This window comes from Bacillus paramycoides (genome assembly GCF_038971285.1).
GTDB lineage: Bacteria > Bacillota > Bacilli > Bacillales > Bacillaceae_G > Bacillus_A.
Genome location: NZ_CP152427.1, coordinates 4,999,975 through 5,016,282, shown reverse-complemented (window position 1 = coordinate 5,016,282; position 16,308 = coordinate 4,999,975). Strand labels below are relative to the sequence as shown.

13 protein-coding genes are annotated in these 16,308 nt (G+C 35.9%); 5 read left to right on the top strand and 8 right to left on the bottom strand.

Going from position 1 to position 16,308, the window contains the following annotated elements; all coding sequences use genetic code 11:
- The first annotated feature begins 12 nt into the window (after window positions 1–12).
- Window positions 13–1,392 (top strand): zinc ribbon domain-containing protein, encoded by a 1,380-nt coding sequence (locus AAG068_RS26130; protein WP_342716373.1) that lies wholly within the window; start codon window positions 13–15, stop codon window positions 1,390–1,392.
- A gap of 131 nt (window positions 1,393–1,523) precedes the next feature.
- Here the strand turns inward: AAG068_RS26130 and AAG068_RS26125 are convergent, their stop codons facing one another.
- Together AAG068_RS26125 and AAG068_RS26120 are read right to left on the bottom strand one after the other, a co-directional pair.
- Window positions 1,524–1,826 carry a DUF3910 family protein gene (locus AAG068_RS26125; protein ID WP_342716372.1) on the bottom strand — a complete coding sequence of 101 codons (303 nt, stop codon included), beginning with the start codon at window positions 1,824–1,826 and terminating at the stop codon, window positions 1,524–1,526.
- Window positions 1,827–1,906: 80 nt separating this feature from the next.
- Complete coding sequence (locus tag AAG068_RS26120) at window positions 1,907–2,779, bottom strand: cell wall-binding protein EntA (protein ID WP_342716371.1); 873 nt, start codon at window positions 2,777–2,779, stop codon at window positions 1,907–1,909.
- A 664-nt stretch (window positions 2,780–3,443) separates the two neighbouring features.
- On the opposite strand from AAG068_RS26120, the gene opuD reads away from it, so the two are divergent.
- Window positions 3,444–4,961, top strand: a complete 1,518-nt coding sequence (gene opuD, locus AAG068_RS26115) for a glycine betaine transporter OpuD (RefSeq protein ID WP_342716370.1) — start codon at window positions 3,444–3,446, stop codon at window positions 4,959–4,961.
- 402 nt (window positions 4,962–5,363) lie between these two features.
- Entirely contained in the window at window positions 5,364–5,498 is a 135-nt protein-coding gene (locus tag AAG068_RS26110; RefSeq protein WP_000833067.1) for a hypothetical protein, read from the top strand.
- A gap of 144 nt (window positions 5,499–5,642) precedes the next feature.
- On the opposite strand, the gene AAG068_RS26105 is transcribed toward AAG068_RS26110, so the two are convergent.
- The 6 genes from AAG068_RS26105 to AAG068_RS26080 form a co-directional block, all read right to left on the bottom strand.
- Window positions 5,643–6,944 carry a glycosyltransferase family 2 protein gene (locus AAG068_RS26105; RefSeq protein WP_342716367.1) on the bottom strand — a complete coding sequence of 434 codons (1,302 nt, stop codon included), beginning with the start codon at window positions 6,942–6,944 and terminating at the stop codon, window positions 5,643–5,645.
- Window positions 6,941–7,696 carry a GGDEF domain-containing protein gene (locus AAG068_RS26100; RefSeq protein WP_342716366.1) on the bottom strand — a complete coding sequence of 252 codons (756 nt, stop codon included), beginning with the start codon at window positions 7,694–7,696 and terminating at the stop codon, window positions 6,941–6,943. Before AAG068_RS26100 ends, AAG068_RS26105 begins: the two co-directional genes overlap by 4 nt.
- Before the next feature lie 273 nt (window positions 7,697–7,969).
- The gene (locus AAG068_RS26095; protein WP_342716365.1) at window positions 7,970–9,181 is read right to left on the bottom strand and encodes a NupC/NupG family nucleoside CNT transporter; all 1,212 of its coding nucleotides are present in this window, start codon (window positions 9,179–9,181) and stop codon (window positions 7,970–7,972) included.
- Window positions 9,182–9,527: 346 nt separating this feature from the next.
- A complete protein-coding gene (locus AAG068_RS26090; protein WP_342716364.1) occupies window positions 9,528–11,270 on the bottom strand; it encodes an SH3 domain-containing protein in 1,743 nt (580 codons plus the stop codon).
- A gap of 209 nt (window positions 11,271–11,479) precedes the next feature.
- Window positions 11,480–12,364, bottom strand: a complete 885-nt coding sequence (locus AAG068_RS26085; RefSeq protein WP_342716363.1) for a D-amino-acid transaminase — start codon at window positions 12,362–12,364, stop codon at window positions 11,480–11,482.
- 511 nt (window positions 12,365–12,875) lie between these two features.
- The gene (locus AAG068_RS26080; protein WP_342716362.1) at window positions 12,876–14,804 is read right to left on the bottom strand and encodes an LTA synthase family protein; all 1,929 of its coding nucleotides are present in this window, start codon (window positions 14,802–14,804) and stop codon (window positions 12,876–12,878) included.
- A 545-nt stretch (window positions 14,805–15,349) separates the two neighbouring features.
- On the opposite strand from AAG068_RS26080, the gene AAG068_RS26075 reads away from it, so the two are divergent.
- Together AAG068_RS26075 and AAG068_RS26070 are read left to right on the top strand one after the other, a co-directional pair.
- Complete coding sequence (locus AAG068_RS26075) at window positions 15,350–15,715, top strand: YkvA family protein (RefSeq protein WP_000435504.1); 366 nt, start codon at window positions 15,350–15,352, stop codon at window positions 15,713–15,715.
- Between the two features lie 50 nt (window positions 15,716–15,765).
- Entirely contained in the window at window positions 15,766–16,257 is a 492-nt protein-coding gene (locus AAG068_RS26070; RefSeq protein ID WP_098669959.1) for a metal-binding protein, read from the top strand.
- The last annotated feature ends 51 nt before the right edge of the window (window positions 16,258–16,308 follow it).

Sequence of the window (16,308 nt, the reverse complement as noted above, 5' to 3'; positions counted from 1 at the left end):
GAGGAGAGCCATTTGAAGTTTTGCGGGAAATGTAATAAACAAGTTGCGGATCATTTGAATTTTTGTCCGGAGTGTGGAACTAAGGTAGAGGTAGTTGCTGACCAAACAGCTTCTTCTCGTTCAGACATACAACGAGAAATAAAGCCAGTGAAAAGTAAGAGAAATATAGTGTTACTTATAGGATTTGTTATTATCTTTGCTATATTGTTTGGTGCCTATAAATTTGGTGCAAGCAAGTTTTCAAAAGAAAAACAGGTCAATGTTATGATTGAAGCATTCCAAAAGAAAGATGTGAATGCAATTGATGAGTTTGTAAAAGTAGATGATCCAAGCTTGAAAATTAAAGCTGAAGATATTAAGGGGTACATCCGTTATTTAAAAGAAAATCCTTCTTATAATAAAGAACTGCTATCTTATTTACAGAGAGAGACAGTTGATCAAAAACTAGCAAGTGATAAAGCATCATTTAAAGATGGTCAAATTATAGAGGACGGAAAAGAATGGTTCTTATATCCGAAGTATAAACTTAACATGAAATCTTATTATATGAATGTAAGCACAACTGCCAAAAGTGCTGAAATATATGTGAATGATAAAAAAGAGACAGAGTTATCAAATGATAAAACTTCAAAAGAAATTGGTCCATATTTCTCTGGTTCTTACGTTGTAAAGGCAAAAGCGAAGACGGAACTAACTGAGTTAGAAACAGAAAAAGAAGTGGACTTGGCAGATGAAAAAGAGTCGAAGGTGGATGTTAAATTATCATTAGAAGGAAACTATGTAACCATTTCTTCTGATGAAAATGATGCAACTGTATTTGTCAATGGTAAGAAGCGCGGGAAGTTGAGCCGTGGAAGTTATAAACTTGGTCCTGTACCGGCAGATGAAACAGTAGAGGTACATTTAGAGAAAAACGCTGAATATGGTGTCATTAAATCTGAAAGCATCAAAGTGGGAGACCAAAGTACATACTACTTAAAATTCCCGAAAGAAACATCAAGCTCAGCGGTGGGTGATTTTGTACGAAATCATATTTATGATAATGTACGTGCGATAGCATTAAATGATTTTAGTCTAATTGAAAATAATTATGATAAGAGCGGGAAATCGTATAAGGAAGACCGTGATTATATACAATATTTACACAAAAAAGGAATTACTGAAGATTTATTAACAATGGAAATTCGTAATGTAGAGCGTCAAAGTGCTACGAAATATAAAGTAACGACATATGAAGAGTATCATATTCGTTACGGTGATGGATCTGTGAAGTTCAAAAGTTTTAATAATGACCATATCGTTACTGTTAATGGAAATGGAAAGATATTGTACCATTCTCTTGGAGCGAATAATACGCTTAAGTCAGAGGAAGTATCTGGTCCGACTCGCTAATAAAGGAGAGAAGTTGTTCAATATTGTTGAACAACCTCTTTTTTGTAGTGTATATCTCGTGTTCAAGAAGGAAAAACGAAAAGGATATCACTTAGCCAAAAAATATGGCGAGGTGATATCCTTTTTTACAATTATAAGCGCGTTTCCTTTACTATCGCTTGTACATATGGATCATGTAATATTTGTTCTATAATAGGTAAAATGTTTTTTTTAAATGGAATATCGATAGGGAATGGCTTTTGTGAGCCTGGTTTGATTCCATATTGGACAAGTTTGTAATGTGTATTTTCTTCAGAACTGAGCACAATTAATTTATAACGATTGTCATCACCAGCGAGTGAAAAGTCAATGGAAGTAGCGTCATATGTTACTTCATCTTTATATATATACGGTTTTGGTGTACCGATCCAGTCTACTTTTGCTTGTACATTCATGGGCATAGCCTCCTTTATAGCTATTATAAAAAAATAAAAGCCAGCTCTCAACAAAGAGAACTGGCTTTAGCAGTCATTGGTTATTTTAAAATTTTCACTTTAACAGTTTTGCGGCCCCATTTTTGAGCAGCACTATCTGATCCAAGTAGGATGTCGATACGGTTACCTTTAATTGCACCGCCAGTATCTCCAGCGATAGCTTCTCCGTAACCTTCTACCCATACTTTAGATCCTAATGGGATTACTTTCGGGTCAACAGCGATCATTTTCATGTTCGGGTTCGCTGTTAAGTCATGACCCATTGCAGTTAATACACGGCCACCGTATGTGCCACCGTTTTCGCTCGGATGAGCTGTATATGCTGTAGCTACAACTGTTAACTCACGACCACCAGAAGGTGTGTTAGTTTCAGCAGCTTTCACAGCAGGCTTAGCAGCTTGTTTTGCTTGTGCTGCAGGTGCTTTAGCTGGTGCTACAGCTTTAGCAGGAGCAGGTTGTTCTTGTTTCTCAATAACAGGTGCTGTACCTGTTAAGAAAGGAACGTGAACATAAGCTGTTTTCCCGTTATATTCGAATTGTAACCACTCATTTTGTACTTGGTTCGTTGTTTCGATCATATCGTCTTTTTTAAGCGTCCCAAGAATTTCTGAGTTTGTGTTTGCTTCAGCGCGTACGTTTAATACGTTAGCTGTTACGTAGTAGATGCTTTTTGTGAACTCTGCACTTACGAATGCGTCTTTACCATCTAAAGTGATTTTTGACCATCCGTTTTCTGTATTTTGTACATCTATTTTATTACCGTTTAGTAATTTACCGACAACTTTTGATTCAGTAGTAGGGTTTTCGCGTACATTTAGTACGTCTGTTGTTACAACAGTTTCTGCATTAGCAGATGATGTGAAAATCCCAAGACCAAAAACTGCTGCTGTTGCTATTCCAATTAATTTTTTCATGATAGCCTCCATTGCGTTTGTTTTCGTGTCCTCATTATAGCAACAGATTTTTTCGGATTTGGGGAAAACACACAATTACAAACCATTCGTAATAAGTCGTTAACATCCTGTAATATAACAAAAAATGTAGGAAAGCGTTTTTCATTCTAGATGATTAGTAGGTTTCTACTTATATTCAAAATATTTAATACAACATATTGTTTTCGGCGTAAATAAAAACGTTACAGTAGTGTTACATAATGTTTACTAAACGATTACATTCCTTGAGTATTTTACCGTTTTATGGGTAATATAGTTATATAAACATAAACATTTCGTTTGTGAAACTATAAACACGTGCTATATACTAGCAAAAAAACCGCATAATTGTTACAAAAAGAAAGGGTTGCAAGGAAGAAAAATGCCCTTTTTTACATCTGTAACACATCCTTTTTTGGGAAAACACATTCCCATCCGCATTTTTCTCGCACAATTTGACAGCAGTATTTCAATCTTATAGCTCTTGCAGAGTGAAAAGGTTATACGGAAGGTAAGGCTGTCCATAAGAATTCTAGTTGGTGAAGGTGAAAGTAAGAAAATCACCGTGAAATTATAGTTTTCTATCCGATTTTACATATCGGAATTTATGTTATTTACAAAAGTGAAACCTACGAAGGGGGATTTGATGAGGAAACTGACAAAAACATTCATCGTTTCATTAACATTATGTATTGCATTTACAATTTGGGGGATTATTCCCGAATCTATTATCGGAAAAGGTAGCTTAGGAAATGTAACAACCGCAATTCAAACTACATTAGTTAGTAAGTTTGGATGGTTCTATATTATTTCCGTGTCTATTATTTTAGGTGTGTCTATCTTTTTAATTGTTTCGAAATACGGTTCTATTCGTTTAGGGAAAGATGATGACGAGCCTGATTATAGTTATATGACATGGTTTGCTATGTTATTTAGTGCTGGTATGGGTATCGGTTTAGTTTTCTGGGGCGTTGCCGAACCATTAAACCATTTATACGCACCTCCGTTTGGGGAAGGTGCAACTGAGGAAAGTGCGCGTCTTGCACTACGCTTTTCATTTTTCCATTGGGGATTACATCCGTGGGGACTATATGCATTTGTAGCGCTTTGTATTGCTTACTTTACTTTTAGAAAAGGAAAAGCTAGTACGATTAGTGCGACAGTAGGACCGTTATTTAAAGGCGGGGACCATGGGCGTATTGCTCACTTATTTGATGTGTTAGCTGTTTTCGCGACTGTATTTGGTGTTGCGACATCATTAGGTCTTGGTGCGAAACAAATTGCCGGTGGTGTTAGTTATTTAACATCTATCCCGAACTCATTAACGACTCAGTTAGTTATTATTGCAATCGTAACAGTATTATTTATGTTATCTGCGCAAACAGGTCTTGATAAAGGAATTAAATATTTAAGTAACACGAATATTATTTTTGCATTTGCACTTATGATCATTGTATTATTTGTGGGTCCAACAAACTTTATTATGAATTACTTCACTTCGACAATCGGTTCTTATATTCAGGAATTGCCAAGCATGAGCTTCCGTTTAAGTCCATTAGATGAAGGCGGAAATCAATGGATTCAATCGTGGACAATTTTCTACTGGGCATGGTGGATCGCATGGTCACCATTCGTAGGTACATTTATTGCTCGTGTTTCACGAGGGCGTACCATTCGTGAGTTTGTTATCGGTGTGCTACTCGTACCGACAATAATTGGCGCCCTTTGGTTCTCTGTTTTCGGCGGTACTGGTATTCATATGGAACTGTTTGGTGATGCACATATCTTTGAAAAAATTAAAGAGATGGGAACAGAAGTAGGATTATTCGCTATGTTTGATCAGATGGGAAGCTTTGGATCGGCTTTATCTGTTCTAGCTATTCTTCTTATTTCTACATTCTTTATTACATCTGCAGATTCTGCGACATTCGTTTTAGGAATGTTAACGACACATGGTAGTTTAAATCCACCAAACCGCATTAAAATGATCTGGGGTATCGTTTTAGCAGCGTTAGCTTCTATCTTATTATATGTAGGTGGATTAGAAGCCTTACAAACGGCAGCTATCATAGCGGCATTCCCATTCGTCTTCGTTATTTTCTTTATGATGGCAGCATTGTTTAAAGAGCTACAAAAAGAAGGGCGTATGAAGCGTCATAAATAATAGAAGGAAAAAGAGCTGATTTTGTATCAGCTCTTTTTTATCCCGCTTTAATGGGCAGTAAGACCCCCACCTCAAAATTCAGCGAAAGCAAAGAATTTAGGTGGGGGTCGGGCTGCCCATTAAAGTCCGATTGGTGATGGCTGATTAAAGTTTCACTTTATATAGAAGGAATTCTAATTGCAAGTCAGGGAAATAAAATACTTTACTATGTGAGTAGTATGCCTTTTATACGAAGAAAAATCGATACATTTCGACAATGTTCGATATCTTACGAATTCTATTTGTATTTTTGACAAAAAATTGTCGGAAATGTGTTGTCACTTTTATGTATATGTGCTATATTATTTCCTGTAAGCGATTTCAAATAGTTTTAAAGCGCATTCAAGGGGGACATCTAGAATAATGAAACGTTACGAAAGAAAGTGGAAGCATATTTGTTTGAAACGTGTGGCACATCGTAGTGTCCAAGAAAGCACGGAACCTAAGACTGAAACGCGCAAAGAACAGCAAGAGAAGCAATTGGTTCTACAAAAATAGCAATCACTTTTTCGTATATAAATGAAGGTCGATCGTTCGTTGGGGGATGGACGTGAAATTACTTTCAGCTAAGGGGTATTGTCTGATATATAATTTATACGGCAATAAATAAGCACAGAGCATACGGCGCTCTGTGCTTATTTTTTATTTATCTTTTTTGAATCGAACTGTTTTATCCCAGCCAATGACTTGTTTCTTGCTCTTTGCACGTAAGTATAAAATTAAGCTACGAATGAATAAGTACGTAAAGAGCTGTGCGTACGTAAAATACATGATTACACTAATAAAAATATTAGTTGGTGTAAAGGTTCGTTCCACACTCTGGGCACTAAATAATTGAGAAACATATGTAACATATGCGACATACCACATAAATAGTAGCGGAATGCTATATTGAATTTGGAATATCCCGAGTAACCCAATTACAAACCAAACGTTCGAAATGATTAAGAATAGCCAAAATACAACATATACTAAAACTTGTTGTAAGGAATGGACGAGAAGTTTTCCTTTAAAGAAACTTAATGAAGAAAACATTTTTTCTAAAATGTACAAGTTTCCTTGGAGCCAACGTGTACGCTGCTTAATTAGGATTTTTAAATGTTCAGGTTCTTGTTCCCATGTAATCGATTCCGGTACGATTGGTAAGAGATAGCCCTTTTGTGTAATACGTAATGTTAATTCAGCGTCTTCTGCAATTGCATAAGGATCATAGCCACCAAGTTCTTCTAATGCAGAGCGACGAAGAAGCATGTTTGTTCCTGTTAGTGAACCTGTTTGGAAGAGTAACCAGCGTCCGGATTGCATAAGGAGCTGGAAGATTTGAAATTCCAATGAAATCATTCGTGTTAACCAGTTTCTGTTTTCATTTACAGTACGAACGTGACCAACAGCCCCAACAGCATCTTCGGTTGTTTCAGCATGTTCTACAAGCATTCGCAGTGCATGTGGTGCAGGTTGGTTATCTGCATCATACACACAGAAGTATTCACCATCTGAAATACTAAGACCATAGTTTAATACACGTGATTTCCCTTTTGGTTCACCAGGCGGAACACGAATATGGCGAATATGAGCATAAGCTTTGTCAAAATCGTCACCAATTTCAGGTGTTTCATCTTGAGAGTTATCGTTTAATAAATAAACAGTTAGTTTACCTGGATATTCAATCTTCGCCATCGCCTCTAAAGTATCTTTAATAACGACCCCTTCATTGTGGGCAGGTATTAAAATGTCGACGCTCGGATAATGTTCTAGCGTACGATCTTTTCGTTTACTATTTCGGTGAACTAAACCTGCGAGTGTTAAGAAAGAATAGTAAACGAGTAAGCCAGAGAATAGAAAGGCCGTAAAAATAAGTACATATTTAATCGAAAATGTAATGCTGATCCAAAACACGAGTACACAAAATAAAAGGAATAAAAGAAGTATAACGAGTGTCATCATAATAACGTCTGTCCTTTGTTCCCAATTTGCTCGCGTGAGATTGTTATATCTTGGATTGCTTCAGCGGCAAGCCATTGCTCCATTTTTGGTTTTAGGCGGTTCATTACAATGTCAGCACCGGCTTCATTTGTGTTTTGTAATAAAATAACGAGCGTATTATTATCATATTTAGCAGCAAGGTCAAAGTCAGCTCTTACCGTTCCAACTAATAATGAAGCTACGCGATCCATAACACTTTCTTTCGTATATTTACTAAAGGAAGTGAAGTCAAAATAAATCATAACGCCTGTTTCATTACGACGATTCATTGCCTTGATTAATAATGCTTGTCGTCTTTCGAATTCTTGTCTTGTTAATAATTTCGATTCTCCAATGTATTGTTCTAACGTTCTCACACGTTCGGTTAATTCTTTATTTTCATGAATAACCTTCTTTAATAGGTGAGTGGAGATATATACGATAAAGAAGTTTGCTGCCATTAGGAAGTGAGTAATAATATATTCCCATTGTTCTGATGTGCTCCATAAGTAAAGCCATGCTTGGTAGAATAGGTAGAATACCGAAATAATGGTTCCTAATATGAAGAGAACAAATGCAGTTTTATCAGGCAAAAATAGAAATAGTACATTAACAATTACATATATGATTGTAAAAATGAGAGCATGCTCATATTGCGTTACATGTACGGTTGTAAAATAAAATAAAATTTGTAAAATCCACATAGAGAGGACTTTATAGAAGTTATCTTTCACAAAACTTTCCTCCTTAAAGATAATTCATACAAGGATACTTGTAGTATGCGCAATTATTAAGAAATAGATCGGATGACTAGCTTCTTTTTGAGAGGCAATAACAAGTAGTATCCCTCTTTTGCAAGAAAAAATAAACAGACTTGATAATTATTGTATCATAATGTTTTTATATTTCGGCATAAGTATTTAATATATATTGAAAAAATAAAGAACCTAATAAAAAGCCTAATAAAAAGCCCTCCTCTTTAGAAAGAGGAGGGCTTTGCGTTATTTTTATAGGAACATCATACCTGCAACTGCTGCATTTAAGAAGTTAGCTAATGTACCAGCGATAACTGCTTTAATCCCTAATTGTGCAATTTGTTTGCGGCGAGTAGGAGCTAATGTTCCTGTTACACCTAACTGAATTGCGATAGAAGAGAAGTTTGCGAATCCACAGATTGCGAATGTTAAGATTAAGTTTGTTTTTGCAGAGAACTCTGCCATGTGTGGTCCTAAGTTTGCATACGCAACGAATTCGTTGATTGCAAGTTTTTGACCAATAAAGCTTGCTGCTTGTATAGCTTCACCAGGAGAAACCCCGATTAAGATTGCAAATGGTGATAGTAAGTAACCGAAGATTAAATCAAGGCTAAGTTTAATATCGAACCAAGAACCAACCCATCCTAATAATCCGTTTAATAAAGCGATTAATGCGATGAAAGCCATTAGCATTGCTGCTACGTTAATAACAAGTTGCATACCTTCAGAGGCACCACGTGCTGCGGCATCAATAACGTTTGCATCTTCACGTTCTGTAGAAAGTTCAACGTTATTATCTACTTTTTCTGTTTCTGGCATAATTAGTTTCGCAATTAATAGACTTGATGGAGCTGCCATAATCGCTGCTGCCAATAAGTGTTCTAACGGAATACCCATTGCTGCATAGCCGACAAGAACTGATCCGGCAACAGCTGTCATACCGCTTACCATAATAGTGAAAAATTCACTATTTGTTAAACGTGCTAAGTAAGGTTTGATTAAGATTGGAGCTTCAGTTTGTCCTAAAAATACAGTCGTTACTGAGTTTAAACTTTCTGCTTTAGAAGTTCCAAGAAGTTTACTTAATGCGCCACCAACGACACTAACAAATTTTTGCATAATACCGAAATGATATAAGATTGCTACTAATGAACTAATAAATACGATTGGAAGTAGTGCTTGAATGAAGAAAACAAATCCCCAAGGGCCTTTTGCGTTGACTAAATCCCCAGCAACGAATTTAATTCCCTCGTAAGAAAAATTAATTAATCCTTGAACGCCATCTGCAGCGTGTTTTAAACCTGCTTTTCCGGCATCCCAGCGTAATACGATAAATGAAAATGACATTTGTAATGCTAGCGCGATTAAAATTGTGCGCCAATTAATAGCTTTGCGGTTGGAAGATAGTAAGAAAGCGATTGCTAATACTCCAATCACGCCGCCAATTCCCCATAAAAGATTCATGCAGTGTATGCTCCTTCCTCATAGTAAAAAAAGTGTATAAACCAGTTGTCTATACGTTTACGAATATAACATCTTAAGTAACTTATCATAATGGACATCAGAGGTCAAACGTCTAATGAAAAGTTTAAATAAAAAGAAAATTCTTTAAAAAAACACATATAAAATAAATAGACATGAAATAGGTTATGTTTTTTATGTGAAAATATACATTATGATAACGTTATGGATCATTATTGTAGAATATGGTGTATGAAATAGAAAAATAGATACATTATTTTTTCGGAGAAATAGGTTATACACATTAAAAAGAGCCTTCTAGTAATCTAGAAGGCTCTAAAAATATAACTTAAGGTGCTTTCGTATAACCTAAGAAGTGCTTACTCCAATAAGAGTTACTTAGTGAAGCAATTGCTACACCTTTATCTCCAGCTTGGATAAATGATCCGCCCCCAAGATAAATACCCATATGAGAAGGACCTGCTTTATAAGTATTTTGGAAGTAAATTAAGTCACCTGGTTGTGGACTTGAAGTTTTTGGTAAGCTGCTCCAATATCCTGCAACACTTTGACGACTAATGTTATGACCAAATTTCTTAAATACGTGATAGATGTAACCACTGCAGTCAACACCAGTAGCAGAAGTACCGCCCCAAACGTACGGTACACCTTGCATTGATTTTGCATATGCAAGTATAGAAGAACTGTCACCGCTATTATTGCCAGTATTATTGTTGTTATTATTTTGATTGTTATTTTGGTTGTTGTTAGGCTTATTATCTACTGCGCCACCAACTGGTGTTTTAGAAAGGTAACGTGTTCCGATGTAACCAGTTTGACCGTTGTAGTTAATTTTACTCCATCCAGAGTTTTCAGAGATTACTTGAACCTTCTGTCCTTGTGGAAGTGCGCCTATGATTCTATAATTTGTACCTTCGCCGCTACGTACGTTTAATGCAGAAGCATTAATGTAGTAGTCACCAATTGCACCTTGATTAGGTTGTTCAGGTTGTTTTGGTTGCTCAGGAGTAGTAGTGCCACCTTTAACGAATTTCATGAACTCGCTACTAACGTAGCCTGTTTTTCCTTGATAGTTAACTTTAAACCAGCTACCTTCAGATCCAATTACGTTTAATGTCGTACCATTTAATACGCCACCAATTACGCTATGGTAAGTAGCAGGGCCTGTGCGAACGCGTAGAGATGTTGCGTTAACAACGTAAGTACCACCCGTTTGAACAGTTACATTATTGTTTTGATTATTATTTTGGTTGTTTCCTTGTGTAACGTTATCGCTAGAACCGCCTTTTGTTACGTAGTCTTTGCTTACGTAAGCTGTTTGGCCTGCATAATTGATTTTGAACCAATCTTGAACTTCGCCAACAACTTGTACAACTTGTCCTTTTGTAACAGAACCTACAGTTGTGTGAGAAGTGCTAGGACCTGTACGAACACGAAGGGAAGATACATTTACTGTATAGTTTCCGCTTGCTGGTTTTACAGATTCTTGGTTGTTATTATTCGTATTGTTGTTTGAAGAACCTGCATTAGAAGAAACACCAGATACGAATTCGCTACTTACATAGCCGACTTGTCCATTATGGTTGATTTTCACCCAACCATTTTCTTGGCCAATTACGTTTAATGTTTGTCCTTCATATACACGTCCTGAAACAGAACTAGAAGTGTTTGGAGCTGTACGTACACGTAATACATCAGCAGTAACTTTATTCTTTCCACCTGTTGTACTTACATTAGAATTGCTTGCTCCATTTTTTGATACAAATTCGCCACTAACAAAGCCTGTTTTACCATTAATGTTAATTTTGAACCAACCATTTTCTTCGCCAATCACGTTTAAAGATTGACCGTTATAAACGCGCGAGATGATGTCGTGAGAAGTACTTGATCCTGCACGAACATGTAATACGTCAGCGTTAACCTTATAAGATGAGCTGTTTGATGCAGAAGCTTGGACAGTTGTAGCAGCTTTTTGTGTATTTTGTTCAGGGGCAGCTTGAACACTGTCAAGTGTAGGTGCTGCTCCTCCTGCTACAGACACTGCCGCAAGACCGGCAAGGTATTTTTTCATAATTTGTCGATTCCTTTCTGTCTGTAATGTAGTGAAGAAATATTTACCAACTGTTAAAAATTCTAAAGAGCATGTCGATTACTGTCAAGACTTATGCGGGAATCTGAATATGACAAAAAGATTACAAAAAAAATCAAGGCATAAATCTTTACCTTGATTTCCATTTAAATACATATATTGAATGTAGAAAGGATAGAAATGATTCGTGTTTAAGAAGATGATATATTGGAGTGTAATAAACTTTGAGAAAAGGATCTTTGTAGCATTTTAGTGATAGGACCAACTTGTCCATCTTGGATTGCGGTTCCATCAAGATGAGTCATCGGCAAAATTTCAATTGTCGTTCCTGTAAAAAAGCATTCATCCGCTTGATAAACATCACGAACGCTGAAAAGCTCTTCTTGTACCGGAATGCGAAGGGTTTTCGCTAACGAAAGGACATATTGACGAATAATACCATTTAAAATAAGGTGATTAGCTGGATGTGTGTAAAGAGTTCCGTTTTTGATTAGAAAGAAGTTCGAACAGCTTCCCTCAGTTACAGTACCATTTCGTACGAAAAGAGCCTCTTTACAACCTTTTCGTTCCGCTTTCGTAGCAGCTAATACATTGGGTAATAAATTTAATGATTTAATATCACAGCGTAGCCAGCGCGTATCTGGTTCTGATATAGCACGTACACCATATTCAATCCATAACGCCGGTCTTTCTTTCTTTGTAATATAGGCGTAGATTGTCGGAGGGACGTCATATGAGAATGTATGGGTACGAGCTTGTACACCACGAGATACTTGTAAATAAATCGTTCCATCTTCGTGGAAATTATTATTTTCGATTAGTTTATAAAGTAGGATAATCAGTTCTGCTTTTGAGAAAGGAAGTGTTAATTCTATTTCTTCCATGGAGCGATACAATCTTGTGATATGCGGATCTAATAAGTGAAAGTTCCCTTTATATAGGCGAATAACCTCGTAGACACCATCTCCAAACTGTAAGCCTCTTTCTTCGAGTTCTATGTACGTTTTTTGTTTTGTTGTATCAATAACTGCATCATTCCAAAGTACAAATCTTTCATATGCCAATTTCCGTCCCATCCTTTCGTAAGTACATAAGTAAAGTGAAACCTTAATTCATTTGGAATAAAAATCACTATAGTAATTTTTATGTGAGTACTTCTTTACATATGACGTATATGTATTTGTAAATGGTAGAGAAGTAGTGGTGATTTAGAGCATTTTGTATATACAAATTCGAAAATAAGAAATAATAATCCTGCTTTTCAATAAAAAAAAGCAACATTCTTATGGAATGCTGCACAAGGAGGGTAGCTATCTTTCATAGGGACATCGTCTTATTGAATGTTTTGTGTATGGAAACAAAACATGTTGAAAGACAATTATAAGAAAGTAGAAATAAACGATTCACATATTTCTTTAAGGGATCTTATTACAGATGAGAGATAAGAAATATAGAGAACCTTGTTTACATATTTTATTATAGGGATGTTTCATTAATTCCATGTGAATATTTGGTAAAGGTTATGTAATGTTAAAGTTAATGAATATAAGTAATTGTATGGAGAAATATAAAAAAAAGAGGCTGAGATTACTCAGCGCTCTTCTTTTCTTCTTTAATAGCTGTCTTTACTTCACCAGTTTTGGTCTTGTTACTTTCAGAGAAGCGAAGTAAGTCACCTTCAATGATTTTGTCAGACATGTTCAACTCATTTTGGGCACGATCAATGAGTGGTTGAGATTCTTCTTTTGGCAGTTGTACAACTTCACCAGTAGTACGGTCGTAGAATGTACTGTTCGTGTACATGTACTTATCTGTAACGAAGCTACCGTCACGAAGAACAACGAATCCTTTATTTTCTGGTGAGAATACATCATGACCAAATTGAATTTGATTCGTAGAATCTACACCAAGTAAGTTTAGAATTGTTGGTTTAATATCAATTTCACCAGTTGGTTTTGAAATTGTTTTACCTTCTTTTTGACCTGGAACGTGAATAAACATCGGTGTTTTTTGTAAGTTCATATGGTCAAATGCAGTGATTTCTTCTTTTCCTAAGAACTGTGCCATTGCACGGTTATGGTTTTCAGAAATACCATAGTGATCACCGTAGAATACGATAACGGAGTTGTCGTAAATGCCTTCTGCCTTCAGACGCTCAATAAAGTGTTTCATTGCTTCGTCTAAATAACGAGCAGTTACCATGTAACGGTCAAACACGCCATCACCAGAATTGTATTCATCGATTAATTTCGTGCTGTCATCATAAGTGAATGGGTAATGGTTTGTTAAAGTAAGGAAGCGAGTGTAGAACGGTTGCTTCACTTCTTTTAACATATCGATAGATTGATCGAAGTATTCGATATCTTTTAATCCCCAATTTAATTTTGTTTCTGGCGTAATCTTGTAGTCAAGTTCGTTGTAGTAACGATCATAACCAAGTGCCGGATACATAATGTTACGGTTCCAGAATGTTGCGTTGTTCGCATGGAATACTGATGTGTGATATCCTTGCTCACGTAAAATTTCTGGAGTTGCTGTATATTCATTATTACCGTGTGTGAAGAATACAGCACCGCGGTCTAGCGGATACATTGAAGTATCTACTAAGAATTCAGCATCTGATGTTTTTCCTTGCCCAGTTTGATGGAAGAAGTTATCAAAGTAATAACTTTCTTTCGTAAATTGGTTTAAGAATGGTGTAACCTCTTGTCCGTTAACTGTCGCACCAATTAAGAATGTTTGTAATGACTCAAGAGAAACAACAATTACGTTTTTCCCTTTTGCAGTACCAAACATGTTTGGGTCTGGTTTGCTTTGCGTTGTTTTTACATAGTTCTCTGTTTCCTGTAATTTACTACCGTCAGCGAAGGCTTTTTGTGAACTTGATTTTGCTTGTAAGCCAAGATCATACACTTGGTGTACATATAAACCTAAGTTTTTAACAAGCATAACGCGGTCGAATGAACGTGTTAATAGTTCAGGACGCTCAGCTTCTGCCAGTCCTAAGTTTGCGAAGAAAATTGCAACTGTTGACACGAAGTATAGGGAGCGCATTGGGCGTGCTACACGTTCTGTCGGTGCAAAATTCTTCATCTTCTTCAATAAAATAAAGAATACGATAATATCAGCAAATGCAAGGATAATTTTGTAGTTAAACAATTCTTTCACACTAGAACCTAAACTTCCAAAGTTAGATGTTTGTCCTAGTACTGGTAAAGTAACGAAGTCATTGTAGAATCCGTAGAACATTACGTTACCAACAAGAACGATTGTTAAAACAAAACTAATTCCAAGTGCTATATAGTTACGTTTTTTCCCTTTTGCAAATAATGCAAGACCAACAAGCAGTAATGATGCTGCTAATGGGCTAAGGAATAAAATGAATTCTTGCATGAAAGATTCAAGTTTTAAATCAAAGCTTGTGCGTGTAATAAGGTACGTCTTCAGCCATAAAGCTAAAGCTACGAATACCGTGAAACGCACATTTTGAAATTGTGATTTCAAGGTTTCTTTCATTCATTTCCACCCTTTCTCTATCAGGCTTGGTCGATTTTGGAGCGAAAAATGCTAAAATAAAAAATACATAGTTTTCTTGGCCATAATTAGAGGTTCTATATTCACCCATATACGACTATAACTATGCATACCCTTTTAGTTTCTTGTGTTACTCATAAGCATAACGTCATTTCTGTATTATACAACAAAATTCATTTCTGAGAAACACTATAACATTTTACATTTTTTGTATAAGATTTGTCACTACCAGAGAAAACTTTAACATTCGTTTATATGTCCGTCAACTAGAAAATATAACAAAGGTAGAGCAGAATGTTAAGTGAAAGTGAAAATTTTCTTGTTGAGAAATAAGAAATGACAATGGGTAAGTGGTTATCTAGAAACCTATTATATGAAGGGAAGTATGTAAAAATTAACGAACACTTGTTCTTTTTTCGTTTGTTTGTTACAATGAAAGTTCATTGATAGATTATGTGTAATTTTGATGAACTTTTACTGATAACATATTGTAGCTTATTTCTTTTAAAAAATAGGGAGGCTTTTACATGGAACAAAAATTTTCAGTTGAAGCGTTTTGGAAAAAAGTGAAACATGTTGCAAAACAAGCAGGGCAATCGGTTATTTATGCAAGTTTATTATTGTTTTACGTTTTGCAGAAACCGGATGTTCCAAAACGAGTGAAAATTATTGTAATTGGAGCACTTGCTTATTTTATTGCACCGATTGATGCAATTCCAGATTTCGTTGCTGGAATTGGTTATACGGATGATTTAGGGGCGTTAATGGCTGCGCTATTACAAGCGTCGTTATACGTCAATGAAGATGTGAAAGATAAGGCACGAGTGAAGTTGGCAGAATGGTTTGGTTCGGATATAGACACATCCTTTATCGATCAGAAATTAGATCAATAGGTGAGAACTGTCATATGGTGACAGGGCAAACGTAAGCGAGGAAGTGCATTATGCCATCAGGAAGAACGCATACGAAAATAAACTTAATATCCCTTCCGGTTGTTTTGTTTATGCTCTTTTCGTATGGATTAACAAATTTTGATTTTTTATTAACTTTTGCAATTGGTTTTCTAGTAGGTACTACATTTTTAACACCGGATTTAGATACGTATAGTAATGCGTATAATAAATGGGGATTCCTGCGTATATTTTGGTATCCGTATAAGAAGGTTATGCCGCATCGCTCCTTCTTTACACATACAATTATACTTGGTGATGTAATTCGTATTGCATACATGTTAATTGTGTTTTCTCCGTTTTTATTTCTATTAAATGTAATCGCGTTTGATGGAAATTTAATAGAAATGGCGAAGGAACATGAGGTTGAAATTGTAACGTTCGTAATGGGAATTGTTGTAGCAAGTACGCTTCACATTATAGCGGATAAAGTGAATACGCGCCGCAAAAAAATGATGAGAAAAAAGAAAAAACGCAGAAGATAAAAAAACGTCCCAAAAGATATTTTGGGACGTTTTTTTCTTATTAAAAGTTTG

Excerpts from the sequence above, each read along its gene's own strand:
- AAG068_RS26125 (WP_342716372.1), bottom strand. The coding sequence starts at position 1,826 with ATGAATGTACAAGCAAAAGTAGACTGGATCGGTACACCAAAACCGTAT.
- AAG068_RS26120 (WP_342716371.1), bottom strand. The coding sequence starts at position 2,779 with ATGAAAAAATTAATTGGAATAGCAACAGCAGCAGTTTTTGGTCTTGGG.
- opuD (WP_342716370.1), top strand. The coding sequence starts at position 3,444 with ATGAGGAAACTGACAAAAACATTCATCGTTTCATTAACATTATGTATT.
- AAG068_RS26110 (WP_000833067.1), top strand. The coding sequence starts at position 5,364 with ATGAAACGTTACGAAAGAAAGTGGAAGCATATTTGTTTGAAACGTGTG.
- AAG068_RS26105 (WP_342716367.1), bottom strand. The coding sequence starts at position 6,944 with ATGATGACACTCGTTATACTTCTTTTATTCCTTTTATTTTGTGTACTC.
- AAG068_RS26095 (WP_342716365.1), bottom strand. The coding sequence starts at position 9,181 with ATGAATCTTTTATGGGGAATTGGCGGCGTGATTGGAGTATTAGCAATC.
- AAG068_RS26090 (WP_342716364.1), bottom strand. The coding sequence starts at position 11,270 with ATGAAAAAATACCTTGCCGGTCTTGCGGCAGTGTCTGTAGCAGGAGGA.
- AAG068_RS26085 (WP_342716363.1), bottom strand. The coding sequence starts at position 12,364 with ATGGGACGGAAATTGGCATATGAAAGATTTGTACTTTGGAATGATGCA.
- AAG068_RS26080 (WP_342716362.1), bottom strand. The coding sequence starts at position 14,804 with ATGAAAGAAACCTTGAAATCACAATTTCAAAATGTGCGTTTCACGGTA.
- AAG068_RS26075 (WP_000435504.1), top strand. The coding sequence starts at position 15,350 with ATGGAACAAAAATTTTCAGTTGAAGCGTTTTGGAAAAAAGTGAAACAT.
- AAG068_RS26070 (WP_098669959.1), top strand. The coding sequence starts at position 15,766 with ATGCCATCAGGAAGAACGCATACGAAAATAAACTTAATATCCCTTCCG.